Annotated in this window: 22 protein-coding genes; 10 read left to right on the forward strand and 12 right to left on the reverse strand. The window is 56.7% G+C overall.

Going from position 1 to position 24,342, the window contains the following annotated elements:
* The first annotated feature begins 50 nt into the window (after positions 1–50).
* The 3 genes from ACNSOI_RS10315 to ACNSOI_RS10325 all read left to right on the forward strand — a co-directional run bounded on the left by ACNSOI_RS10315 (position 51) and on the right by ACNSOI_RS10325 (position 3,643).
* Positions 51–959, forward strand: coding sequence for a LysR family transcriptional regulator (locus ACNSOI_RS10315; RefSeq protein ID WP_061333390.1), 909 nt, complete (start codon positions 51–53; stop codon positions 957–959).
* A gap of 74 nt (positions 960–1,033) precedes the next feature.
* Positions 1,034–2,518, forward strand: a complete 1,485-nt coding sequence (locus ACNSOI_RS10320) for a flavin-containing monooxygenase (RefSeq protein WP_420193961.1) — start codon at positions 1,034–1,036, stop codon at positions 2,516–2,518.
* Positions 2,519–2,644: 126 nt separating this feature from the next.
* Positions 2,645–3,643, forward strand: coding sequence for a bile acid:sodium symporter family protein (locus ACNSOI_RS10325; RefSeq protein ID WP_420193962.1), 999 nt, complete (start codon positions 2,645–2,647; stop codon positions 3,641–3,643).
* Here the strand turns inward: ACNSOI_RS10325 and ACNSOI_RS10330 are convergent.
* The gene (locus ACNSOI_RS10330) at positions 3,620–4,294 is read right to left on the reverse strand and encodes a J domain-containing protein (RefSeq protein ID WP_420193963.1); all 675 of its coding nucleotides are present in this window, start codon (positions 4,292–4,294) and stop codon (positions 3,620–3,622) included. The genes ACNSOI_RS10325 and ACNSOI_RS10330 overlap by 24 nt on opposite strands.
* Positions 4,295–4,417: 123 nt before the next feature.
* Here ACNSOI_RS10330 and ACNSOI_RS10335 point away from each other — a divergent pair, with 123 nt between their 5' ends.
* Genes ACNSOI_RS10335 through ACNSOI_RS10345 form a run of 3 tightly spaced genes read left to right on the forward strand, consistent with a single transcriptional unit; the run spans position 4,418 to position 9,596 of the window.
* Positions 4,418–6,637 (forward strand): TonB-dependent receptor plug domain-containing protein, encoded by a 2,220-nt coding sequence (locus tag ACNSOI_RS10335; protein WP_420193964.1) that lies wholly within the window; start codon positions 4,418–4,420, stop codon positions 6,635–6,637.
* Positions 6,638–6,687: 50 nt separating this feature from the next.
* Positions 6,688–7,668: an ABC transporter substrate-binding protein gene (locus ACNSOI_RS10340; RefSeq protein ID WP_420193965.1), complete on the forward strand. Its 981-nt coding sequence runs from the start codon at positions 6,688–6,690 to the stop codon at positions 7,666–7,668.
* Positions 7,665–9,596: a response regulator gene (locus tag ACNSOI_RS10345; protein ID WP_420193966.1), complete on the forward strand. Its 1,932-nt coding sequence runs from the start codon at positions 7,665–7,667 to the stop codon at positions 9,594–9,596. The genes ACNSOI_RS10340 and ACNSOI_RS10345 overlap by 4 nt, the downstream gene beginning before the upstream one ends.
* A 13-nt stretch (positions 9,597–9,609) precedes the next feature.
* On the opposite strand, the gene gorA is transcribed toward ACNSOI_RS10345, so the two are convergent.
* The 11 genes from gorA to gspE are packed head-to-tail and all read right to left on the reverse strand — an operon-like array spanning position 9,610 to position 19,463.
* Positions 9,610–10,971 (reverse strand): glutathione-disulfide reductase, encoded by a 1,362-nt coding sequence (gene gorA / locus ACNSOI_RS10350; protein WP_420193967.1) that lies wholly within the window; start codon positions 10,969–10,971, stop codon positions 9,610–9,612.
* Positions 10,972–10,997: 26 nt separating this feature from the next.
* Entirely contained in the window at positions 10,998–11,675 is a 678-nt protein-coding gene (locus ACNSOI_RS10355; protein ID WP_319633998.1) for a GNAT family N-acetyltransferase, read from the reverse strand.
* A gap of 48 nt (positions 11,676–11,723) precedes the next feature.
* A complete protein-coding gene (gene gspM / locus ACNSOI_RS10360) occupies positions 11,724–12,257 on the reverse strand; it encodes a type II secretion system protein GspM (RefSeq protein ID WP_420193968.1) in 534 nt (177 codons plus the stop codon).
* A gap of 4 nt (positions 12,258–12,261) precedes the next feature.
* Positions 12,262–13,569, reverse strand: a complete 1,308-nt coding sequence (gspL, locus tag ACNSOI_RS10365; RefSeq protein ID WP_420193969.1) for a type II secretion system protein GspL — start codon at positions 13,567–13,569, stop codon at positions 12,262–12,264.
* 2 nt (positions 13,570–13,571) lie between these two features.
* Entirely contained in the window at positions 13,572–14,582 is a 1,011-nt protein-coding gene (gene gspK / locus ACNSOI_RS10370; protein ID WP_420193970.1) for a type II secretion system minor pseudopilin GspK, read from the reverse strand.
* Positions 14,579–15,340 (reverse strand): type II secretion system minor pseudopilin GspJ, encoded by a 762-nt coding sequence (gspJ, locus tag ACNSOI_RS10375; protein ID WP_420193971.1) that lies wholly within the window; start codon positions 15,338–15,340, stop codon positions 14,579–14,581. Before gspJ ends, gspK begins: the two co-directional genes overlap by 4 nt.
* Complete coding sequence (gene gspI / locus ACNSOI_RS10380; RefSeq protein ID WP_420193972.1) at positions 15,340–15,717, reverse strand: type II secretion system minor pseudopilin GspI; 378 nt, start codon at positions 15,715–15,717, stop codon at positions 15,340–15,342. Before gspI ends, gspJ begins: the two co-directional genes overlap by 1 nt.
* Entirely contained in the window at positions 15,711–16,241 is a 531-nt protein-coding gene (gene gspH, locus ACNSOI_RS10385) for a type II secretion system minor pseudopilin GspH (protein WP_420193973.1), read from the reverse strand. Before gspH ends, gspI begins: the two co-directional genes overlap by 7 nt.
* A gap of 6 nt (positions 16,242–16,247) precedes the next feature.
* On the reverse strand, positions 16,248–16,700 hold the full coding sequence (gspG, locus tag ACNSOI_RS10390; RefSeq protein ID WP_420193974.1) for a type II secretion system major pseudopilin GspG: 453 nt from the start codon (positions 16,698–16,700) through the stop codon (positions 16,248–16,250).
* Positions 16,701–16,754: 54 nt separating this feature from the next.
* Positions 16,755–17,969, reverse strand: a complete 1,215-nt coding sequence (gspF, locus tag ACNSOI_RS10395; RefSeq protein WP_420193975.1) for a type II secretion system inner membrane protein GspF — start codon at positions 17,967–17,969, stop codon at positions 16,755–16,757.
* 3 nt (positions 17,970–17,972) lie between these two features.
* Entirely contained in the window at positions 17,973–19,463 is a 1,491-nt protein-coding gene (gspE, locus tag ACNSOI_RS10400) for a type II secretion system ATPase GspE (protein ID WP_230714764.1), read from the reverse strand.
* A 237-nt stretch (positions 19,464–19,700) separates the two neighbouring features.
* Between gspE and ACNSOI_RS10405 the strand changes: the two genes are divergently transcribed.
* The 4 genes from ACNSOI_RS10405 to ACNSOI_RS10420 all read left to right on the forward strand — a co-directional run bounded on the left by ACNSOI_RS10405 (position 19,701) and on the right by ACNSOI_RS10420 (position 24,342).
* The gene (locus ACNSOI_RS10405) at positions 19,701–20,366 is read left to right on the forward strand and encodes a type II secretion system protein N (protein ID WP_106695830.1); all 666 of its coding nucleotides are present in this window, start codon (positions 19,701–19,703) and stop codon (positions 20,364–20,366) included.
* Positions 20,367–20,374: 8 nt separating this feature from the next.
* On the forward strand, positions 20,375–21,034 hold the full coding sequence (locus ACNSOI_RS10410; protein WP_106695831.1) for a transglutaminase-like cysteine peptidase: 660 nt from the start codon (positions 20,375–20,377) through the stop codon (positions 21,032–21,034).
* A 109-nt stretch (positions 21,035–21,143) separates the two neighbouring features.
* On the forward strand, positions 21,144–22,748 hold the full coding sequence (locus tag ACNSOI_RS10415) for an FAD-binding oxidoreductase (protein WP_420193976.1): 1,605 nt from the start codon (positions 21,144–21,146) through the stop codon (positions 22,746–22,748).
* A 7-nt stretch (positions 22,749–22,755) separates the two neighbouring features.
* Positions 22,756–24,342: a glycerol-3-phosphate dehydrogenase/oxidase gene (locus ACNSOI_RS10420; RefSeq protein WP_420193977.1), complete on the forward strand. Its 1,587-nt coding sequence runs from the start codon at positions 22,756–22,758 to the stop codon at positions 24,340–24,342.

Here is a 24,342-nt window from a genome sequence, read left to right on the forward strand (position 1 = left end):
CGATTAAATTGTTCTTAAAAAAAGAACAATGTCAAAATCCGGGAGTATCCGTGCGCCTGAACTATCACCATTTGTACTATTTCTGGAAAGTAGCCAGTACCGGCCATCTGACCCGAGCAGCGGATGCGTTGCATATCTCCCAGTCTGCGCTGTCCGGTCAGATCCGGAAACTCGAGGACAGTCTTGGCCATGAACTGTTCATCCGGGAGGGGCGACGGCTAAAACTATCCGAAGCCGGCCGCGTGGCCTTCACCTATGCGGAAGATATTTTTCGCCAGGGCGCGGAGCTGGAAGCCCTTTTCCGAACCGGGCGCCAGACCAATCGGGAGGTGCTCAAGGTTGGCGCGGTAGCGACTCTGTCAAGGAACTTCCAGGAAGGCTTCCTTCGGCCACTGCTCGGCCGCCAAGATCTGGGCCTCAAGCTCCAGAGCGGAAGCCTGGAAGATCTGCTACGACGACTATCGGCCCACCGTTTGGATCTTATTCTGTCCAATCAACCCGTTCACGGTGACGACGAAACCCCTTGGCTATCACGGCGTATTGCCAGGCAACCTGTCAGCATTATCGGGCCGGCGGCCGCCGAATCCCGGGTCGGCTTTCCTGACATGCTGCGTGACCAACCACTGATCGTTCCGGGCCAGGACAGCAATATCCGGCAGGCTTTTGATCAGCTGTGTGAGTACCACCAGATTCACCCGATTATTCTGGCTGAGGTGGACGACATGGCGATGATGCGCCTGCTGACTCGAGACAGCGGGCATTTCGCCATCCTGCCCCCGGTGGTTGTGCGCGACGAACTTCGCAAAGGCGAACTCAGGGATTACGGTGCGTTGCCGGGCGTGTTCGAAGAATTCTATGCCATTCGTATTCGCCGGCAATTTGAGTCTCCGGCCCTGCAGGAGCTAATGGCTCAACCTCCGGAACGACTATTGACCTTTCCGGACAATGATTCTGGTTGAACTGGTCTTTTGATGCGGCGCCGGGGCCGTTATAGTCATAGGGAGTAAAAATACAACAAGATCAGGAAGTAGCCATGACATCACGCGCCCCTCAAAAACCTTCTGTCATCATAATCGGCACCGGATTTGGCGGGCTCGGCATGGCTATTCAGCTAAAAAAAGCCGGCTATGAGCACATCACATTGCTGGAAAAAGAAGGTGCAGTTGGCGGAACCTGGCGAGACAACACCTACCCCGGCGCGGCCTGTGATGTTCAGTCGCACCTTTACTCCTACTCCTTTGAGCCCAAACACGACTGGAGCCGGAAGTTTGGCCTCCAGGCCGAAATACTCGGGTACATGGAGCATTGTGTTCACAAGTACGACCTGGCGCGCCATATTGAGTTCGACCGTGCCGTAGCCACGGCCAGCTTTGACAGCCAGTCGAATGAGTGGGTAGTGGGTACAGAATCGGGCCATGAATATCGCGCTGATGTGCTGATCACGGCTACCGGGCAGTTGAACCGCCCTGCCATACCCGCCATCCCCGGCATTGACCGTTTTAAGGGCACCTGCTTCCATTCTGCGCGCTGGAACCACGATTATGATGTGACCGGCAAGCGGGTTGCGGTGATCGGCACCGGCGCCAGCGCCATCCAGTTTGTTCCGGAAATTACTCCAAAAGTTGCAGCGCTGGACCTGTATCAACGCTCCGCTGCCTGGGTTCTGCCGAAAGCCGACCGCCCATTTACCGCGCTTGAGCAATCACTGTTCCAGAAACTGCCGGCCTGGGACAGGCTCTACAGGGCCATGATCTACTGGAAGAACGAGTCACGCGGGCTTGCTTTTACCAGGTTCAACCGGCTACTGGATATCTTTGCCCGACAGGCCAGGAAGGAAGCACAGACATGGGTGACCGACCCCCACAAACTGAAGCACATCATTCCGGACTATCGTATCGGCTGTAAACGGATTCTGATCTCCAACGACTGGTACCCGGCCATTAACCAGCCGCACCTGAATCTGATCACTGAGGGAATTTCTGAGATCGATGAAACCGGCGTTGTGACGGCCACCGGAGAACACCGTCCCGTCGACGCCATTATTTTCGGAACCGGCTTCAAGGCGACGGAGTTTTTGTCACCCATCAAGATCACTGGTCGTCAGGGTGTTGCGCTGAACGACGCCTGGGCAGACGGCAGTAAAGCGTTCAAAGGCATTACCGTGAATGGCTTTCCGAATCTGTTCATGCTGTATGGGCCCAACACCAATCTGGCCCACAATTCGATTCTGTTTATGCTGGAATCCCAGTTCCGCTATGTCATCAGCTCACTTGATTCCCTGGCCAGATACCCCGGGGCTGCCATGGAGGTGCGGGAAGACCGGCAATCCCGCTATTGCCAAGTGGTCCAGCACAGCCTTGAGAACAGCGTCTGGGATTCCGGATGCACCTCCTGGTATCTGGATGAACATGGCCGTAACACCATCAACTGGCCCGGGTTCACGTTCAGTTATCGCTTCTCTACCCGCGCTGCAGACACCGCTGATTACCAGTTTCTGGAGCCTGAAGCAGGCCGTTAGTCCTCTGCTGTACCCGCTCGGTTGCAGTTCAACGCTAAAGATAGGATGATTGATCGAGCTCTATGATTATTTTTCGCGCGCCCTGCTCTCCCCCAGCCTTGATGTGATTAACCGGCAGAACCAGCCATGAAATTTCGTCTCGATACGTTCACCCTTCTATTGCTCGGTGCCATCGTCCTGGCGTCGTTCCTGCCGGTTACCGGGCAAGCCGCGGACATGCTTGCCACCACCGGCACCATTGCTGTAGCCCTACTGTTCTTTTTCCATGGTGCAGCCCTATCCCGGCAGCAGATCATCGACGGCGCCACCCATTGGCGCCTGCACATCCTGATTACCGCCCTGACCTTCGTGTTCTTTCCCCTGGCAGTATTACCCATTAATGGGCTCAGCAACCTTGTGCCGGAATGGATGCCGAGGGATCTGGGGTTGGGATTTCTCTATCTGGGCGTACTTCCGTCAGCGGTGTCGTCGTCCATTGCCTACACCGCCATGGCCAGAGGCAATGTGCCTGCCGCCATATGCAGCGCTGCAGCGTCTAATGTGTTCGGAATGATGCTCACTCCGTTCCTGCTGCTTTTACTGGTTTCGACTTCGGGAACCGGGGAGTTTGCAGTGGCTGAGGCATTGAAAGACATTGTTCTGCAACTGTTGCTGCCCTTTGCTGTAGGGCATGCCTTCAGGCCAATGCTGGGAGGTTTTCTTTCACGCAATGAATCATTGATGGCTCGGTACGACCAGTGTGTCATCTGGATTATCGTCTATTCAGCATTCTCACACTCGGTGGTCAGCGGCCTATGGCAGAACCTGCCGCTTCAGGCCGTGGTGTTGACCATTCTTCTATGCGTCGGTTTGCTTGGGTTGTTCATGCTGGTGGCGATGGTGATGGTCAGAAAGCTGGGCCTCAGTCTGGAAGACGAAGCCGCGGTGGTGTTCTGTGGTTCGAAGAAAAGCCTGGCATCCGGTTTGCCAATGGCCAAAGTGCTGTTCTCTGGCCATCCGGGCTTCGGCATGATTGTGCTGCCGATCATGTGCTACAACCAGATTCAGGTCATCGTCGGGGCCATCCTGGCCCAGAAGTATCGAGCGAAAATCGATCGGGCGTCAGCCGCCCATGCCTCCGAATAGGGTTGCCAGGATAACCAGACCGACGATCCACCCAATAACGGCAGGCCAGAAATTCACCATCTGCGGTGGTTGGTCTGCCTGATCGGCACTGGCCTGCTCCCTGGACACCTCTTCATCCGGGTAATTTCGCGGGTCTGGTTCATGGCTTGCTTCCCGAACGCTGAACCAGTCAAACCAATCACCCAGAAACTGCGCCACCGGACGGGGAAAACTGCCGTTCTCTGCCATCGGGCGGATCTGGGGCTCAAGGCTTTTGGCGATTTCCCTGCGTAGCGGCAACTGGTCTGCAGGCGGTTCGCACAAGATGGCCTTCCAGATACCAGCATCCTGCTGGCGCTGGTTGTCGTTCATTAGGGCTTTAATCTGAATCACCACTTCGCGGACAACCTGGGCTTCGTGGGCGTCCAGCGCCCGCTCTGCGTTGCTCTCACCCCCGGATTCCTCAGTCTGCTCTCGGCCGACTTCTCGGGCGACTGGCTCAGGTTGGGTGGCAACGCTGGCAGCCGGCATGCCACCGGTCGCCTCCCTGAAAGCCTGCTCCAGCGCCTGGGCCTCGTTGTCCGAGGCAAATTTCATCTGGCGCTCGTAAGCCTGCCGAATGCGTTCGCGATCTCCGGTTGGCTCGATGCCAAGGATGTCCCAGCAATTCATAAAACAGTCACTCCGGATCTGTAAAATCTGTAATCTTTATAGAGACAAATCAATCGTTCTCCCCTAGGATTCAGGGAGAATCACAAAGAATCTGTCCGCTCGGCAAATTATAGAACGACACCCATGCGCATTACGAATTACCTGTCAGAAAATCGCGCTAACCGGCTCCGCATGCGCAGAACCTTCGGCCACTCCCTGCTTGCCTCAGCCATTTTCGCCCTGTCGATCAGCACTGCCGGTGCAGACACCAGTGTTCCTGAGTTCAGCAATGGACTGGTGGCGTTTGGCGATGACATTCCAGAGGTGCTAACCACCACCCGGCTGCGCCAGCCCAAAACCCGGGTTCCCGGAAGTACCACCGTGATCACCGGTGATATGATTCGGGACCTTGGCATTCAGAACCTGTACGAGGTGTTCCGCCTGGTTCCGGGCATGGTGGTCAATTTCGTTGGCAGCCACCAACCGGTTACCACCTACCATGGCACTGTGCATTATGAACAGCGCCGTATGCAGGTCCTGGTAGACGGCCGAACTGCGCATAAGGCAACCCTTTCCGATATGGACTGGGAAACCATGCCAGTACCACTGGACATGATTGAACGCATTGAAGTCGCTCGGGGGCCCAACTCAGCCGCCTATGGTATCAATGCCTTCCTGGGCACCATCAACATCATCACCCGGGACCCGGCCGATACTGCCGGAGTGGAAGCACGGGTGGTTCGGGGCTCTCGGGGGCACCTACGTACTTTTGGTTCAGTGGGTAATGCCGATCCGGATCTGGATTGGCGATTAACCTATGAAAAGCGCAAGTTTGATGGCTTCGACTACCAGGTAGACGGCGGCGAGCGCTTTCCATTCCACGATGGTCACGACATCAACTCCTTTACCTATGATTCCCGCGTCAAGATCAACGACCGCACGGATGTTGAGCTGCGGGGTGGCGTTGTGGATGGCATCAATTACCAGGACAAGCGCAAAAGCGGCGAGCTGAATCCAAACGAGAATCCGGATATTGATGTTCGGGACTACTACCTGCAATCCAAACTGAACGTGATTGCGTCCGAGCGCCATTTTTTCCATGTGATGGCCAGTGTTCAAAATTTTGACCGTCGGCAACAATACACCGTTGGCTTTCCGGATAGCACTGTGCAGTGCCTCAGAGACAACACACCGCTGTATCAGTACACCTATTTCCCGGATGGCAGTCGAGAACGGCTCTGCTTTGTAGACGGGGGTGGCGCGCCCGCCATTGCCCAGGTAGACGCGGATTCAGAGGATACCCGCCTGGAACTGGAGTTTCAGGACACCATTCTGCTCAGCGACGACCTGAGAATTGTGTCCGGCGCGGGATTCCGGAAAGATACCTTCCGCTCTGAAACCTATTTCAACGGCCGCGGTAACAATTACCAGTCCCGCTTCTTCGGCAACGTGGAGTATACGCCGATAAACTGGCTGACCCTTAACGCAGGCGGCAACTGGGAACGCACAAGCACAACAGACGATCACTACTTCTCACCTCGGTTGGCTGCTAATTTCACGCTCAACAGCCGGCACGCCCTCCGCTTTGTCTATTCCCAGGCGGTCAGAACCCCGGATGGTTTCGAGCAGAATCCGGACTGGGGCTACACCCTCCGCAATGTCCGCCCTGCTATTTATTCCGATCTTGAGGGCCGCAGGGTAACAACCGCGGATGCGTACGAAGACCTGGGGTGGCTTACGCTCGGCAAAGACCTGAGGGAAGAACGAATCATTTCCCGGGAAGTCAGCTACTTCGGCCAGTTCCCGCTGGAGCGGGCCATGCTGTCTCTGGAAGTGCGGGGCTTCAAGGATGAAATGCGCGACATGATCAGCGGTGTCATCCAACTCAAGGACTGGAGCATCGACAATAATGTTGCCGTTGATCAGCAAGGTTTTGAAGTGGAAGCGATGATTGAATACCCCGGCACAACCTTCCGTGCCAGCTACGGCTACCTGGATCAGGATACCTGGTACACCGGTCGGCCAATCATCAATCAGGACGGCGACCTTGATACCGGAAAACAGGAGCAGGCGGTCAGTTTGCTGACCCGGCTGTCTATAAGGCACTCCGGCAGTCTGGCGCTGATTCAGGATCTGCCCTGGGGTCTCAAGGCCTCATCGGCTTTCTACTGGGCGGACGAATTCAGGCGCAGTCAATTCGAGCGCATTGATGCAAGAGTTGTCAAGCGTTTCTATCAACCGCGCTATACGGCGGAAGTGGCCTTCACCATGCAACACTACCTCAACCGGGAACCGGAACTGAGCTCTGATAATAACATCAAGGACCACAATCAGTTCTTTGTGGAGGCGGGAGTCCGGTTCTGACACTATGCTAAAAGGATTGACCAACGGGATAGCACACCAATTGGGACGGTATGATCTCATCCAGACACTCTGTTACTGACCAGCCACGATTCCAGCAACGGTTCAGTGGATACCTGATGGCGCTGGCACTGATACTGTTGTTGCCATGGCCCAGCATTGTCTTCGGCCAAAACGGTCAGCCCGCGCTACCGAGTGTGTACATTGCTGGTTCGGGTAACACCGCCCTGGATCAACACGTGACCCGACTATTACGTTCAGAACTCGGAGAATCGGTTGAACTGGTATTTCTGTCAGAGGGCCAGGAAACTCTTGTATCGGCCAGCCCAGTGATCACCATTGGCCCGGCCGCATTCACTCGTATTCGTCAGATCAACAGGAACGCACAGATACTGGCATTGCTGGTAGAGCGCAAGTTTATCCAAGGCTATGTTAACCGCTCCCCTGGGCTGGTGTCTGCGGTGTTTTATGACGTTCCCCTGTTGCGGCAGGCACTGACCGGTAAAGCGATACTGCCTCAGTCCAAGCGCATTGCCTTGCTGGCTTCCACGGAGTCTGTCGAGATCTATGAAGATTTGATGGATCAGCTGGCGGAGTACAGTCTCGAAGCGCGCGTATTCGTCACGGATAGCGACGACCAGTTGATTCCTACCCTTATCAGGGCCCTGAACTACGGTGATTTTCTGCTCGCCGGCCCTGACGACGTCATCTACAACCCCAGAAATATCAAACATATTCTGCTGACCGCCTATCGGCGAAACCGTATCGTCATCGGGCCAAGCCAGGCCTATGTGAAAGCCGGAGTGCTGGCCTCAGGCTATGCCCCCTTCCCGGCCATGGCGGCGAAGGCTGGCGAGTTACTTCAGACATACTTTGATACAGGTAATTTTCCTGAACCCGTCTATCCAAATGAGTTTCGTGTGGAGGTCAATGAACAGGTGGCCCGATCACTCAATATCCCACTTCCCAGCCGTGAATGGATATCGAAATACCTGGACGACCTGATGCTTTCCAGCCAGGAGGATTCCGAATGAACAGGCAGAATGCATCCCTGTCCAGAAAACTTCTGTTGCTTGGCGCCCTGCCTGCGGTTGTCATGTTTGTTGCCCTAATGGCGTTTTTTACCTCGGCCCGGCTGGAGGACGCGCGTACCGACCTGGCTGAAAGCAGCCAGATGCTGGCGGACAGCCTGGCCCCGGCACTCGAGTACGCTGTGGTTTCCGGCAATATCGCGGCCCTTGAGCAGACACTGAATCAGTCGCTACGGCGTAGCAAAGCCGAGTGGATACGCGTAACCGATGTGGTCGGAAAAGAGCTCGGCTTTGTCAGCAATAGTCTTGACAGCTCCTCACAGCGACACCACAACTTCGATATTTACTCTGCGGAAATCCTTCAGGAACCCCTGGAACTTGGAGCAGGCACTGACTGGTTTAACCCCGGCTATGGGTTCAGTTCTGGTTCCTTGCGGGTTGGTGCAGTTGAAGTCGGTGTTGAACCGCGCGTGCTGGCTGATCGCCAGCAGAGTATTCTGTGGTCATCTAGCGCAGTTGGTGTCGCCATGCTGCTGTTCACCATCGTTCTGGTTAACCATTTCCTCAATAATATCCTGCAGCCCATTCGAAAGGTGGCGAGCCGCGTTGATCAACTGATTACCGGCGATTATGACTTACAGCCAGTTATCACCAAGGGAAACTCAAAAGAGATTGTCGCCATCCAGAAACAGCTGAACGAACTGGCGGGCCATCTGGAGAAGCTCCGAGCCACCCGCGACCAAACCCTGGCAGTGTCGGAAGAGGCCCGGGAAAAAGCTGAAATGGCAAGCCATGCCAAGTCGGAATTCCTTGCAACCATGAGCCACGAGCTCAGAACCCCGCTCAATGGGGTACTGGGAATGGTTGAGTTAATCCAGGAGGAACCGTTAACCAAGCGACAGCGGGATTACCTGGGCACTGCCCGGCAGGCGACAGAGGACCTGCTTACCGTCATTTCCGATATTCTCGATTATGCCCGCATGGACAGCGGCACTCTGGAACTGGAACACCAGGAGTTTGATCTAAGGTCCATTCTGGCCAACTGTGCGGCTTCCTATCGCCATGCAGCAGAGCAGCAAGGCCTGGCACTGGATATCAATTTTCTGGGAGACTGGCCAGACAAACCGGTGGTGGTTGGCGACGCACCTCGAGTCCGACAGATTCTGGCAGGGCTGCTGGATAATTCGATTAAATATACCGCGAACGGGTTTGTCAGTGTTCGCGCAAGTTGGTTATCGCTTGAGAGCGGCTGTGTGCTTTTCGGCTGTTCAGTCAGTGATTCCGGAGCGGGTATTCCCAGTGACCGCCTCCACAATATTTTCCACACATTCGAGCAAGTTGACTCCGGTAACACCCGTGCCCATGACGGCGCCGGACTGGGGCTCTCTCTGGTTCAGCGGTTGGTGGAACTGATGGGTGGCCATATTCAGGTGGAATCAGATTTCGGAGAGGGCTCCTCGTTCCGTTTTGAGCTGCCATTTGAGCTGGCGGATGCCCCGGCCACGGTTCAACCGGAGTTCACGGATATCCCGAGGGAGCAGTTGGGAAAAAAATCCTGGGCCCTGGTGGTCGAGGACAATGAGGTGAACCAGAAGGTCTCCACCACGCTGCTGAACAAGCTCGGTTTTGAAACCGATACCGCGAATAACGGCCAGGAAGCGGTCGACAAGGTAAAAAACAAACACGAAGGCTACGATGTCATCCTGATGGATTGCCAGATGCCGGTGATGGACGGCTACCAGGCAACCCGAATGATTCGCGAATGGGAACAGGGGAACGGCCAATGCGGTACGCCGATCATCGCCCTGACGGCTGATGTCTCAACAGAAACCGAGGCCAGCTGCCGGGCCAGCGGCATGAATGATTACATACCCAAGCCGGTACGCCGCGAGACGCTCAGGGAAGTACTAAGCCGCTGGATTCGATTGTAAAGAACCGGCGAGCTTACGCTACCGGTTCACGCATGGTGACAAATTCTTCCGCTGAGGTCGGGTGAATACCCATGGTTGAGTCAAACTGCGCCTTGGTGGCACCGGCCTTGATAGCAACGGCCAGCCCCTGAATGATCTCGCCGGCGTCTGGCCCCACCATATGAGCGCCGAGCACCTTGTCGGTCTCATCGTCCACCACCAGTTTCATCAGGCATCTCTCGTCCCGTCCGCTCAATGTGTATTTCATCGGTCGGAACTCTGAACGGTAAATGCGCAGCCTGTACCCGGCTTCCCTGGCCTCTTCCTCAGTCAGACCAACGGTACCGATATTCGGCTGGCAGAATACAGCGGTCGGAATAGCACTGTAATCCATATCGCCCTGACCGTCACCAAACAGCCGACGAGACAGCACCATGGCCTGGGCCAGTGCCACTGGAGTGAGCTGCGGTGTGCCGATGACATCGCCCAGCGCGGTGATTGAGGGTACGGAGGTCTGGAAGTGGTCATCCACAACGATGTGACCCGAAGCGTTGAGTTCAATACCCAGTTCTGTCAGCCCCAGACCATCAACCAGGGCTCTCCGGCCCGTTGCCGCCATCACAAGGCCCGTTTCAAGGCGTTCTCCATCAGACAACATAACCTGATAGTGGGCGCCCTGGGTCTCAATGGATTCGATGGTTGCGTTGAAACGCAAGTCGACGCCCTTTTTCCGCATTTCCTGCTCGGTGAACCGGCGCACATCGTTATCAAAGCCCCGCAGGAACAGATCCCCCCTGTACAACAGGGTGGTTTCCACCCCTAGCCCGGCCAGTATACCGGCGAACTCCACCGCAATATAACCACCACCCCAAACCACGGCATGACGGGGTAATTGCGGAAGGTAGAACATTTCGTTGGAGGTAAGGATGCAGTCTTTACCGGGAACATCCGGCACTACCGGCCAGCTTCCCGTCGCGACTGTGATGTGTTTTGCGCTATAGCTCCGCTCGCCTACCGTAACGGTATTGGCATCGCTGATGGTTGCCGTGCCATTGATGATCTCAACTCCGGCATTCTCGAGCAGGCGACCATAGATGCCATTCAGGCGCTCAATCTCAGCGTTTTTGTTTGCCACCAGAGTGGGCCAGTCGAAGCTGACCTGATCGAGCGGAACTCGCCAGCCATAGCCTGCTGCATCTTCCAGTTCGTCATGAACATGGGCGCCGTACACAAACAGTTTTTTCGGAACACAGCCAACGTTGACACAGGTGCCGCCCAGGTACCGGGACTCAACCACCGCAACCTTCGCGCCCCGCTGGGCTGAGATTCTCGCCAGGCGGACACCACCGGAACCGGCACCAATTACGATCAAATCAAAATCATGGCTGTCGGACACATTCACTCCTGATGACAAATTCTGTGTTAATGCGGCGTTGCCTCGTTCCGGGCGTCATTAGCTTCAGACCCAATTTCCCGGAACAGGACATGATCTTCAAAATCACCCAGGCGTATCTTGCCCAGGCTGCGGAAGCCCTCGGATTCGTAAAACGGCAGGTATCGGCTGTTACCGGTATCCAGTACCAGCCCCTTGCCCCGGGGATTTTCCTCACAAAGCTTCTCGACCGCTTTGAGCAAAACCCGACCATACCCCTGATTCTGGTATTTTGGGTTGACCCCCATCAAAGGCAACTGATGAGCCTGTGGGTGCGGCAACAGGTCGCGGATTTTCTGATGGTAATCCAGGTATCGGCGAGTCGAGGCAAAACCCGCGGTCAACACCATGCGAATTCGCCAGCTAAGCTGCTCGGCGAGGTTCATCCGGAGTTCCGGGTCGCCGATGAAGGCCACGGCAATCAGGGTATCCCCTTTCATCACACCAACGGCATCCTGATTGAGCTCAAGGTACAGGTCAATCAGTTCCCTGACTGTCGCTCTTACTCGCTGGTCGTAACCCGCCCGGCGATGATCAAACAGGTATTGGAACGTTGGATCTTCCCGGTACGCATGGCAAAGAATCGACTGGGCCTCGTTGCGGGCAGTCTCATCAAGACGAACCACGACAGCATCAGAATTATTATTGTTTTCCTGCTTATCACGCATTTACTCGCGCTCCTCCGGAATGACCGGTCAGCTTGGGGCATGCCCCTTTCAGATCGTCAGTGTCAGCCGCACGGATACCCGCCCCGGCTCATTTCCCCTGTCCATGGCAGCCTGATCCACAATCACCCCATGCCGGGCATCAAGCTGCTCCAGCCAGGCCGCTACCTCGGCAAACGGTGCGGCTTCAAGCCATACCCGGATGGCAGACTCGCCACTTGGCTCAAATCGCTGTAGCGAAAGCCCCGCTTCACCTGCGGAGCGGGTAACCAGGGCCATCAGTGCCCGACCGTCTTCAGGCTTGTCAACGCCGGCCCCGGCCGACGAACCGGAACCCGCACCACCAAGGCGACGAATGGTTGCCTGGTTTGCCTGCATCCAGGCCAGAAGTTGCTCGGCATTTTCACGACTGGCTTTCGCCTGGTTGCTGAAATCAGCCACAGGCCGCCAGATGCCAAAATAGAGAATGGCCAACAGCAAGGCAATGCCCAGCACCACCAGCGCCTGTCTATCCCGCACCGGCAGTTGATCGTATCTCGCGATAAGCTTACCGACCGCCGGCTGGTCTTTGATTCGTGCCCACATGGCGTTAGCCTCCCGAAACCGTCAACCGGCCACGGGAGCCGGAGCTTTCATTAACCACAGACCCAATCTGCGCACGCAATCCCTGATTGGCCAGGCCATTTCTCAGATTACTCATCCGTTCATAACTGTCGGCCCGAACGTCTACCACCAGCTCTCCCCTGTTCCGGCTGTAGTTAATGGAATTAAAGGTAACCGCCTGGGCATTCGCAACCCGGCTGTACTGATCTCCGATGTATTTCATCAGCGTGATGAAATCCATTTCTTCCCGGCCAGCGCCTGCCACCCTCAACTGACCCTCAATCACCCGGCGCACATTGCCCGCGTGGGTACGGCGGTCAGCCGGAAAAGCGTCACGGTAGATGGCCATCGCCTGGCTTTGCAGCTCCTCGGCCTCCTGGTTGTGATACACACCCATACCAATCTCAAGCCCCAGCTGAATCACAAACCAGACGGACGCAACCGCAATCAGTGGCTTCCAGGGCTTCAACGGGCTGCTGCCGCTCGTTTTAACGGAGAAGGCGCCCTGGCAGAGATTGATCGGGTGACACATTTGATGATGGTAGGACCACGCCAGCAGCTCCAGCGCCGTAAATTCCAGGGGCTTCTGCGCCAGATGTACCCGGCCATCGGCACCGCTCAGTTCCAACAATGCCGGCTGCCAGAGTTCCAGCTCGGGCTCGGTTCCATAAACCGTGACCGGTACCTCCGCGACCACCTCTTCAGTGGCTGGCGCTGCGAGGGTAACCCCCAACATGCCCAGGTTGGCGGTCTGCAGTCGCAGCCACTCGCCTCGATGACTTACCAGCATGACCCACTCGCCGTCGAGGCAGGCGGTCCAGCCGTTATCGGTTATCGGCAACAGGGAGGCGTCCGGGTAAATGGCATCCAGGCGCACGTGCTCCCAGCCTGTAAACAGCTCTAACCACTGCCCCATTTGGGATTGATCTATTGCCGCAACATGGTATCCATCCGAGGTATGACGGCCAAGCGCCAGGTGGACGCTCTCGATATCCTGGGCAATCTGTTCTTCCACCGCGTATGGCAACGCCTGGTGTACGAACCGGCTTTGCTTGGCGGGAATGTCAGCCAGGCAAAACAGGGCTTCGTCACCCGGAATAAGGCCGATCAGCAGCACTTTTTCCAATGCATTCTGGCCGAGTGTCTGCTCAATCGCATCCCGGGTATCTGCCGCACCACTGGCCTGGGTATCGCCACTGGCATCCTGTAAAAGCCAGCTGAACAGCTGTGATTCCGGGTTCTGGTCCAGGTCTGCGAAGGGCGGGACCGGCCGAACAAAAAGGCGGTAAGACATGGCTATCCTTCTGAGAATGTATAAGGCTCTTTGGTGATGCGATTCTTCTGCCCGGAATCCCTGTGAACCGTCCGGACTTCACCCTCCGGACTCCTGAATACCGTACTGACCATATTAACGACACGATTATCGTAGGTAATCCGTGAAACAACTTCAAAAAAACGGGTTTGCAAGGTCAACCCGGTGGTTTTCAGCCCCATGCCGGAAAACTCGGGCAAAGCGAGGAAATCCTGTAAATTCTCAAACCGCTCTTCTTCTCTCTTGGCCAGAACTGACTCTGCCTGAGCTTCCGTCATGTCATCGTGCAACGACATCAACACCGCGCCAGTGGCGGTATTCACATTGATCCCGATACCACTGACCGGCAGCGTACTGACATGAGGCCGGAGCGCCACATAGATTTCCTCGGTCATCCCATCGATCAGGCGTAATTCGGTGATTGACACAAACGGCTGATTGGCCGCCCGATACGCCGGCTCCGCTATCAGGTACTGGCCATCTTCGGCGCCATAGGCACTGATGGTCTGGTCATCTGCATCAATCCAGTCAATCAGTGCGTCGACTGAAACAGCGGTAATGCCGAGAGCCCGGAACAGCCGTACCAGTCTGTCGCGGGTCAAAGGGTCTACCTGGCCGTTTGGGGTAACCAGATCATTGAGGTTGATGCGCCCTGAAAGGTCATCTATCTGAACCTCCGCCACGCCGTTGTCGTCCAGTGGCAGGATGGCAGCATATTGAGCCCAGAATTCATCGGGGCTGTCCACCATCACGCCGTCCTCCCGGTCCTGCTCAAAATCGCGTACCAGAATCCGGCGGGCGAACTCTTCGGCGCCCAGTGCAATGCTGTGCCCCTGCTGCTGCGCCAGGTAATGCCCGGCCTTGAACACCTGAACACTTTGTTGCCTGCTCATGCCTGTGGCCAGCATCACCACCAGAGCCATGGCCAGCAGCACCATGATCAGCGCTACGCCCTGCTGTCCCGACGGCTTACTCTTGACCCGTTGCCGTGTCATGTGCCGGTACCTTGCTGGGTATCCTGAACTTCTTGAGATTCTTCTTCATCGGTATCCGAGTTGCCCGTTGCCTCCTGCTGCTGGTTAACCACGGCCTGTGCCTGGGCAAGGTCAAAGTCAGCCAGGGCAAAGGTTCTGACCAGTTCTCCGAATAGTTCATGCTCCAGAGTAATTTCAATGCCCCTCGGCATGGGCAGGACTGGCCTTGCACCGGGCGACAGGCTGGCGAGGTCCTGATCTGACGGCCAGTCGTCCTGCCAGTTGAGTTGACTGTTCAGAAAGCGAATTTCGAGCGACACCACGTTGTCCAGTAACAGCAGATCCTGGCTGTTATCTTCCTGCCCCTGGTCAACCGTCGGCCAGTAGCGGCGCCGGAGCTCGGTCCCGGTGTATTCCCAGGCAACCCGTTGCAGCCCACTGCGCCTCAGGCCAAGGGGGTTGCGCCAACCCTGGCGGGTTAATACCAGTTCAAAAGCGTCCTCACGACTGCTGAGTGCGGGCCGGAAGTCGCCGTAGACATCCCGAATCGGCCGGTTAACCAATTGGTTCAGGTCCCTCTCCAGCAGTAACATGGTTTTCTGGAGGTTTTCGAACTCGCCAGACACATCATTTACCCGGTCCCGCGCAGTCACCACGCCATTGATCACCTGCCATACGCCGAGGCCGATAACAGCGGTGATGGTCACCGCAATCAACACTTCCATCAAGGTAAAACCGGAACTGGTGTGAAGACCTGAATAGCCTGAACGGGAGTGCATCACTTCTCCCCAAGAAATGCTGACAGGGTATGCACCGGAACCGGATCGCCCCCACTGTCAGTGTAGCGGGCAACGGTTACTTCCACCCGACGCATGCTCGGCTCGGCGGTACCTTGAACAACCGTGGTGACCCGCCACCGGTACTGGCCGAAATCCTGATCATCGGAGTTTTCTGAAATGCCCGGCAACGCCTCTTGCAAACGGAGTTCATTAATCCGGTTATCGGCCACCCAGCCGGCCAGGGTTTTATCGCGAACCCGTTCGTAGCTTGCGATGTACTGGCTACCCACCTCCGCTGCGGCGGTGGCGATCAACCCGAACACCAGCAAGGTAACCAGCACTTCAAGCAGCGTGAAACCTCTGACTGTGTTTACCATGCCCCATCCTCACTGCCCGGCTTTCGCCATTGAAGCGGGGATACACCGTCAGATTCGATTACGTGCATGTCGTCGGTGTTGTTTCCGATGGTGAACTCAATAATAAAGGGTGTGGTTTCGCCACTGGAGAAAAACACCACATCCGGGCGCAGACGATCTTCTGCCGAGGTCAGGCGGGGCGCGTCGTTCTCAATGTAATCAGTGAGGGTTAGCCATTCAGGCAAGGGCCTGGCACGGAACAGCCGCTCCCCGGACAACTTCCATTCACCGGTGTCATCCTGATACGACACGAATCGGTAGTTGTCGTCCTCAATTAACAGCCCAAGCTCCAGATTGTTCAGGATCGCCTGTTCCGATGCGGTTTGCATCAGCAGGAACAGATCCTGAACGGTATTCTCCAACTCTCGCTTCTGGGAACTTCCGGCCATGTTGAACACCGCCAACGCGGCCAGAAGCCCGACAATAATCAGGACAACCAGAATTTCAATCAGCGTAAAACCGATTTGGTTCGCCCTGCGTTTCACAATCGATCAGTTCCCGGTATTCCAGACACTGATATCGGCAGCATCACCCTCGCCACCCTCCTGGCCGTCAGAGCCGAAGGAGTACAGATCGTAGGGACCCTCCGTTCCGGGGCTCACGTACTGGTACTCGTTACCCCAGGGATCTTCCGGGACGCTTTTCAGGTAGCCGTCTGGGTTCCAGTTACGGGGTTCCGGTGATCCGCTGGGCCGGCGCACCAACGCTTCCAGACCTTGCTGGGTAGACGGGTAATGGCTGTTATCCAGGCGATAGAGGTCCAGGGCGTTAGCGATATTGCTGAGCTGGGTTTCGGCTACCGTCACCTTCGCCTGGTCGCTACGGCCCATAATGTTGGGCGCCACAATCGCTACCAACAAGCCAAGAATGACCATCACTACCATGATTTCAATCAGCGTGAAGCCTTTGTTACGGGCCGGGTTCGGGTTCTGTTTCATACTCATTGTTCCACTCATCATTGACCTGGGTCTTGGGTTAATCCGTTTTCATGGCAGGCGTTAGCCCACGAGATTGCTCATGTTCAAAATGGGCAGCATGATCGCCAGTACGATGATCAGCACCACGACGCCCATCACCAGCAGCATCAACGGCTCAAACAGGCCGACAATGGCTGCAATCTTCGACTGCAGGGTGTTTTCCTGCATCCGGGCAGTGCGCTCCAACATGCCGTCCAGCTCACCACTGGCCTCACCACTGGCAATCATGTGCAACATCATTGGCGGAAAATAGCCGGTCTGGTCCAGCGACCGATGCAACGAGCCGCCCTCGCTGACTTTACGTGCCGCATCTTTCAGCTCTTTACGCAGGTAGTCGTTAGACAGTACCTCACCGGCGATTTTCATGGCCTCTACCAGTGGCACACCACTGGTGGTCAGGATGCTCAGGGTGCTTGCATAGCGCGCCGTGTTCACACCCCGAACCATGCCCGAGAACAACGGAAGATGTAATAACTGCTTGTGGAATTTCATCCGGAACCCGGGTTTGTTCAGGGCAACGCGGAAAGCAACCAGTGCCAACATCAACAGGATAAAGAGATAGACACCATAGGTGCCAAGAAATTCCGACACCGATAACATGGCCATGGTCAGCCCAGGCAAGTCCTGCCCCTGCCGCACAAACACCTCGATGATATCCGGCACCACGTAGGTCAGCAGGAAAACGACAATGGCGATTGCAACCACACTGAGAATGATCGGGTAGATCGCGGCCAACTGGATTTTTTGCCGGGCTTCCTGGCGGTTTTCGGTGTAGTCCGCCAGCCGGTTCAGTACCAGGTCCAAATGCCCGGCGTGTTCACCGGCAGCAACGGTGGAGCGATAAAGCCGGGGAAACGCCCTTGGAAACTCACCAAAACTGTCCGCCAGCGTGTAGCCTTCCATCACTTTGGCCCGAATGGCAATCAACATGCTACGGATACGGGGCTTGGTGGATTGCTGCGCGGCTGCACTGAGTGCCTGTTCGATGGGAATGCCTGACTGAATCAGTGTCGCCAGTTGGCGGGTGACCAGGGCAAGGTCCGCAGCACTCAGGGAGCCTCGATTACTGAACGGGTTAGTACGAGCCTGTTGTTTGTCAACGGCCGGTTCAACGGTCAGCGGGGTTAACCCTCTCTCCCGCAATTGCTGGCGCACGGCACGAGCAGCGTCCGCCTCCAGAACACCCTGTTTCTGCTTTCCCCGTTGGTCCAGCGCTTTGTAAACGTAGGCTGGCATGGATTACTGGCTCCGGTGGGTAACGCGCAGAACTTCTTCCACGGTGGTCGTGCCTTCCAGGATTTTTTTGACCCCGTCTGCGTGAATACTCGGACTGCGGAGGCGAGCAGCTTTCTCCAGGTCCATCTCCCCTGCTCGTTTGTGAATCAGCGTGCTGATTTCTTCGGTAATTTCCACCACCTCATAGATACCAATACGCCCACGGTATCCCAGCTGGTTACAGTGTTCACAGCCTTTCGCCCGATAAATGGTGGGCGGATTGGCCGGGTCCTGCTGCAGGAATTCGCAATGTTCTTCGGTCGGCGTATAGGGTTCGCGACAATGGGTACACAACACCCGCACCAGACGCTGGGCAACAATACCCACCAGGCTTGAGGAAATCAGGAAGGGTTCAATGCCCATATCCATCAAGCGGGTAATGGCACCCACTGCAGTATTGGTATGCAGGGTTGAGAGCACAAGGTGACCGGTCAGACTGGCCTGAACGGCAATCTCCGCGGTTTCCAGATCCCGGATCTCACCAATCATGACCACATCCGGGTCCTGGCGCAGGATAGCCCGAAGCCCCCGGGCGAAGGTCATATCCACCTTGGTGTTGACCTGGGTCTGGCCGATACCAGGCAGGTTGTATTCGATGGGGTCTTCGACAGTCAGAATATTGCGGCTTCGGTCGTTTATTTCCTGCAATGACGCATACAGGGTTGTCGACTTACCGGAACCGGTCGGGCCAGTAACCAGCAGAATTCCGTAAGGGCGGTAGATGAGTTTGCGCAGGATCTTCAGGTCATTTCCCGCCATGCCCAGGGATTCCAGCCGAATGGTACCCGCCTGTTTATCCAGCAAGCGCAGCACAACCCGCTCACCACTGGACGACGGCATGGTGGACACCCGGATATCCACTTCCCGGCCAGCAACCCGGAGCGCAATACGGCCATCCTGGGGCACCCGCTTTTCAGCGATATCCAGTTTTGCCATGACCTTGATGCGGGAAACCAGCAAAGGCGCCAGGGCCCTTTTGGGCTGAACCACCTCACGTAGCACGCCATCCACCCGGAAGCGCACCACCAGGTGTTTTTCATAGGTTTCGATATGAACGTCCGAAGCGTTGGTTTTCACTGCCTCGGTAAGAATGGCATTGATCAGGCGAATGATCGGGGCGTCGTCTTCCTGCTCCAGAAGATCTTCGGTCTCCGGCACAGAATCCGCCAGCGACGCCAGGTCCATGTCATCGCCAATACCCTCCACCATCTGCATGGCTTCGGCTGAATCATTCTGATAAGCAGCGTTCAGGGCCTGGTCAAAACGGTTTGCTTCAATTGTGGTAAAGCGGGCCCGACCACCACTGATCCGGTTTGCTTCAGCAAGTGCAGAGTGGGACGCACCCGGTCGCACCAGGATAATCGCTTCACCGTCTTCATTGCGGGTAAGAATGACACCGTTGCGCTTGGCAAAGGTGAACGGAAGACGGCCCAGCGGCGCATCCTGCGGCTGCATTTCAGTTTCGGTGGTCAAGGTCTTCCTCGTTGTTTCCGTCAGATCATTCATTATTCTTCTGGGACTTTCCGGCGCCGGAAAAATCCTTTAATTCTTTAGCCATACAAAGGCACTAAAAAAGGCTACCACAGGAATGGGAACCACTGAACAACTCTATACACTATACTGCCACTAATTCATTTCAGTCTGATAACCTGTGAGCTTTTTACGCCTACGATCATTCATTCAGGAAACCCGATGCTCGCTCTTGATCAAAGGATACCATTGTTACTTGCGGTGACTGCGGTTGTGGCCATGCTAGGGCTGACCACTTGGCAGGCATACCAGTTCTGGCAAAACGAGTCGCAGCGTACCCTGCCCCAGGTGCAGGTAGCAGGCAATGGAACGGACACAACAAGACAGAACGTGCCAGAGGTACAGCTGGCAAACCTGACCCTGTTCGGTGCAGCGACGGACACCGGTGGCGCTGTGGAGGTGGATACCGAAAATCTGCCAGAAACCAACCTCAGGCTTTCGCTGCGCGGTGTGTTGGCTGCTGACGGCGAGTTCCCGGGCAGCGCGCTGATTGAAGATGACAAGGGCAAGACCGAAGCTTACCTGGTGGGCAACGAGCTTCCCGGCAACGCCAAGCTACGCACCGTGTTCCCTAACCGGGTCATTATCGAGCGCGCCGGCAAACTCGAAAACCTCTATTTTCCGGAGCTTGATGATCGCTCAGGCGTTTCTCTGGCCAGCAGCAATGCAGAAGCACTCGACCAGGAGATACAGCAACGGCAAACACCGCAGCCTGCACAACGTGCATCATCCAGCGGCACGGCCACGCCAGCGGGCGAACAACAACGCAGAGAGGAGATCAGACAGCGACTGGAGCAGTTACGCCAACGGCTACAGAACAGTAATTGAGGCCTGATATGGCAACGGCAACCTGGTCTGCACGTCGCCATTCCATCCTCATCCCCCTGGTATTTGCTTTTTCCCTGGCGGGCGCCATTGAACTCAGTGACCGGCTGATGACCTACGTGCTGAGTGAATTCGGCCAGGAAGCCCATCAAAGGCTGCAAGACTGGCAGCGGCTGCATCAATTGGCCCGTAATGCCCCGATCGACCGACAGCTTCGCCTGGTCAATTCGTTCTTCAATCGGATCCCTTTCGTCAGTGACATCCAGCATTGGGGTGAAGAAGACTACTGGGCCACGCCCGTAGAATTGCTGACCACAAATGGTGGAGATTGCGAAGACTTCTCCATTGCCAAGTACCTGACACTCCGAGCCATGGGCGTTCCCGACGAAGAGCTGCGTATTGTCTATGTCAAAGCCCTGGAGCTGAACCAGGCCCACATGGTTCTGGCCTGGTACAAGACCCCGGACGCCGATCCGTTGATCCTCGACAACCTGATAAACGACATTAAACCTGCCTCTCAAAGAACTGATCTAGAACCCGTTTATAGCTTTAACGGTGAAGGCCTCTGGCTCAACCGTTCCACCGGGGAGCGGTCGAGGATTGGCGATGCTCAGAGGCTTGAGCACTGGCAGGACCTGAACAGACGGTTGACCGAGTCTCTGCGACATTGATGTTGCACCTGGCGCCAAATGACAAAGCCAATGTCGCACTCTGCCACTGGGTTTTGGCGCCAACGCTATAGAATGCCGACACTTTTCATGAAATCGGGAGTTGTGGTCGATGCGACGCTGGAATGGATGGGGTGATGATCAGTTCAACCTGGAGCTGCCTGCGCAGGGCCAGGCATTTCTTGAACAGCGAGTTGGTTCTGCCAATCCGTTACAGGATGCCACCCTGGAGAAGGTCTGCCTGAAGGTACCGGCCACACGCCTGCCTGCCGACGCCAAGGTTGATGATTTGATCGATACCAGCGCGGAGGTACGAGTGCGCCACGCCCGGGGCCAAAGCCTGGTGGACTGGCTCGCCCTTCGCAGTGGTGAGATCGGGACCTTTCCCGACGGGGTTGCATTTCCAGACTCCAATTCGGATGTTCGGGCCTTGCTGCGCTACGCCAACGACCACGACCTGCATCTGATTCCCTACGGTGGCGGCACCAGCGTGGCGGGGCACATCAACCCCATCGACCAGGGCAAACCGGTTCTGACCGTCAGCCTGGCCAAAATGAACCGCCTTCTGGACCTGGACCGGGAAAGTCAGCTGGCCACGTTTGGCGCCGGCACGCCGGGCCCCCTGGTCGAGGCGCAGTTACGTGCTCACGGCTATACCCTGGGCCACTTTCCCCAGTCCTTTGAACTCTCCACCATTGGCGGCTGGGTGGCCTCCCGCTCCAGTGGACAACAGTCCCTTCGCTACGGCCGAATTGAGCAGTTGTTTGCCGGAGGCCGAATCGAAACCCTGCAGGGCACGCTGGACCTGCCCACCCTGCCCGCATCCAGCGCCGGGCCGGATATCAGGGAGATGATTCTGGGCTCCGAAGGTCGTCTGGGGCTGATCACTGAGGTTAAAGCCCGTGTCAGCCACCTGGCTGACCAGGAAGCCTTCTATGTGGTGTTCTTCCCAGGCTGGGAACAGGCAAAAACGGCTTGCCGAAAACTGGTTCAGAACCGGATTCCCCTGTCCATGTTGCGGTTAAGCAACGCCATAGAAACCGAAACCCAACTGGCTTTGGCCGGCCACCCCCAACTGATCGGCATGCTTGAGAAATTCCTGTCGTTCCGTGGGGTACGCGAAGGTAAGTGCATGATGACCTTCGGCATTACCGGCAGCAAAGCCCAGTGTCGTTCTACCCTGGCTCAAGCCAGGAAAGTGTGCACTGCCCATGGTGGTGTTTATACAGGCACCAAACTTGGCACCAAGTGGGCTGAAAAGCGCTTCACCATGCCCTACTTCCGGGAGGCGCTCTGGCAAATGGGCTATGCGGTAGACACCCTGGAAACGGCGACAGACTGGGATAACGTCGATAACCTGCTCAATCGCATTGAGAGCAACCTGCGGGAGGGTCTCAGTAAGGACGGAGAAAGAACCCACGTGTTCACCCACCTGTCCCATTTTTACGGACAGGGTTGTTCCATCTACACAACCTATGTGTTCCGCGTAGCCGATACCTATCCGGAAACCGTTGCCCGATGGCAGCACCTGAAAAACACCACCTCGGAACTGATCGTCCGCAACCGGGGAACCATCAGCCACCAGCACGGGGTTGGCAAGGACCATGCCCCCTTCCTGCCGGTGGAAAAAGGTGAACTGGGCATGCACGCCATCCGTGCGCTGACCGATAGCTTTGACCCAGACGCCCGCCTCAATCCCAAAACCCTTCTGGACTGAGGTCGGTATGACACGACAGCAGATTCTCGCAGAACTGAAAAGCGGTGATGCCCGATTCGATGTGGTGATTGTCGGTGGCGGCATCACCGGCGCAGGTGCTGCCAGAGAAGCAGCCGGGAGCGGCCTGAGAACCCTTCTGGTGGAACAGAAAGACTTTGCCTGGGGCACCTCCAGCCGATCGTCAAAGATGGTTCATGGCGGATTACGCTACCTGGGCAGTGGCCATATTGGCCTGGCCCGGGATGCCGTCAGGGAGCGCCAGCGCATGATGGAGGAGGCCCCGGGGCTGGTTGACCCACTCCGGTTTGTCATGCCCCATTTCCGGGGCCAGTTCCCCGGCCCCCGACTGTTCCAGGCTTTGTTATCGGTATACGATCGGCTTGCCGGTGTGAGCAGCCGGCAACGCCTGACCGCCTCACAAAGCCAGCAATGGGCGCCCGGTCTGAGCCAGGCCGGGCTTCTGGGTGCCAGCCTGTTTACCGACGCCCTCACCGACGACGCCCGACTGGTGCAAAGGCTGATCGCCGAGGCGAGCCAGGACGGCGCCCTCTGCCTCAACTATGTATCCGCCAACCGGATCACCCGGAATGAGGCCGGCAGGGTTAATGGGGTTGTTCTGGTTCCGGAGGGGGAACCACTGCAAGCTGGCATTTCCGTATCAGCCAACACGGTTATCAATGCCACCGGTGCCTGGGCAGACAAACTGCAACAGCAGGGCCCTTCAGAACAACCGCTGAGTATTCGCCCGCTCAAGGGCAGCCACCTTGTCGTGCCCTGGCAACGGCTACCGGTAACCTGCGCTGTGTCTTTGTTCCATCCGGAGGACAAACGCCCGGTATTTGCCTTTCCGTGGGCCGGCACAACGGTACTGGGCACCACCGACCTGGACCATCCGGGAAGCCTGGACCAGGAGCCGGTTATTAACGAACAGGAGGTTCGCTACCTGTTGAAGGTGGCTGAACACCTTTTCCCCGGCGCCAGCCTGACCGCCCAGGATGTGATCTCCACCTGGGCTGGTGTCCGGCCCGTGGTGACGGATGGTCAGGGCAAGGCCCCCTCCCGTGAGAACCGTGAGCACGCCCTGCGCCGGGACAAGGGCCTGATCAGCGTCGCCGGTGGCAAACTCACGACCTTCCGACAGATTGCCCGGGAGGCTCTGGAAGCCGCGCTCGGGCCGGATGGCAGCCACAGGCTCCGGGCCGATGACCAGCCAGTGTTCACTCCACCGGCCGACCTTCCGCGACCCACTCAGGTTCGCCACCTGACCTGGCACCGTCTCAAGGGCTACTACGGACCGGCCCTGGGCGAACTGTGTCGCGATGCGGATTTCACTGAAATCGCCGATTCCAACGTGCTCTGGGCTGAACTGGAGTGGGCCTGCCAATCTGAGCAGGTACACCACCTGGATGACCTTTTACTTCGCCGAACCCGCCTGGGGCTTGTCTTCCCCGCCGGCGCCAGAGCCCTGCTGCCAGACATCCAGGAACGATGCCAACGCCGGTTGGGTTGGACTAACGACCACTGGCAACGGGAAGTGGAGCGCTACCTGTCGCTGTATCAGCAGGCTTATGCCCTGCCATCTGAGGGCAGGTAA

Origin of the sequence: Marinobacter sp. GH_1, assembly GCF_048595985.1 — a bacterium.
Lineage (GTDB): Bacteria > Pseudomonadota > Gammaproteobacteria > Pseudomonadales > Oleiphilaceae > Marinobacter > Marinobacter shengliensis.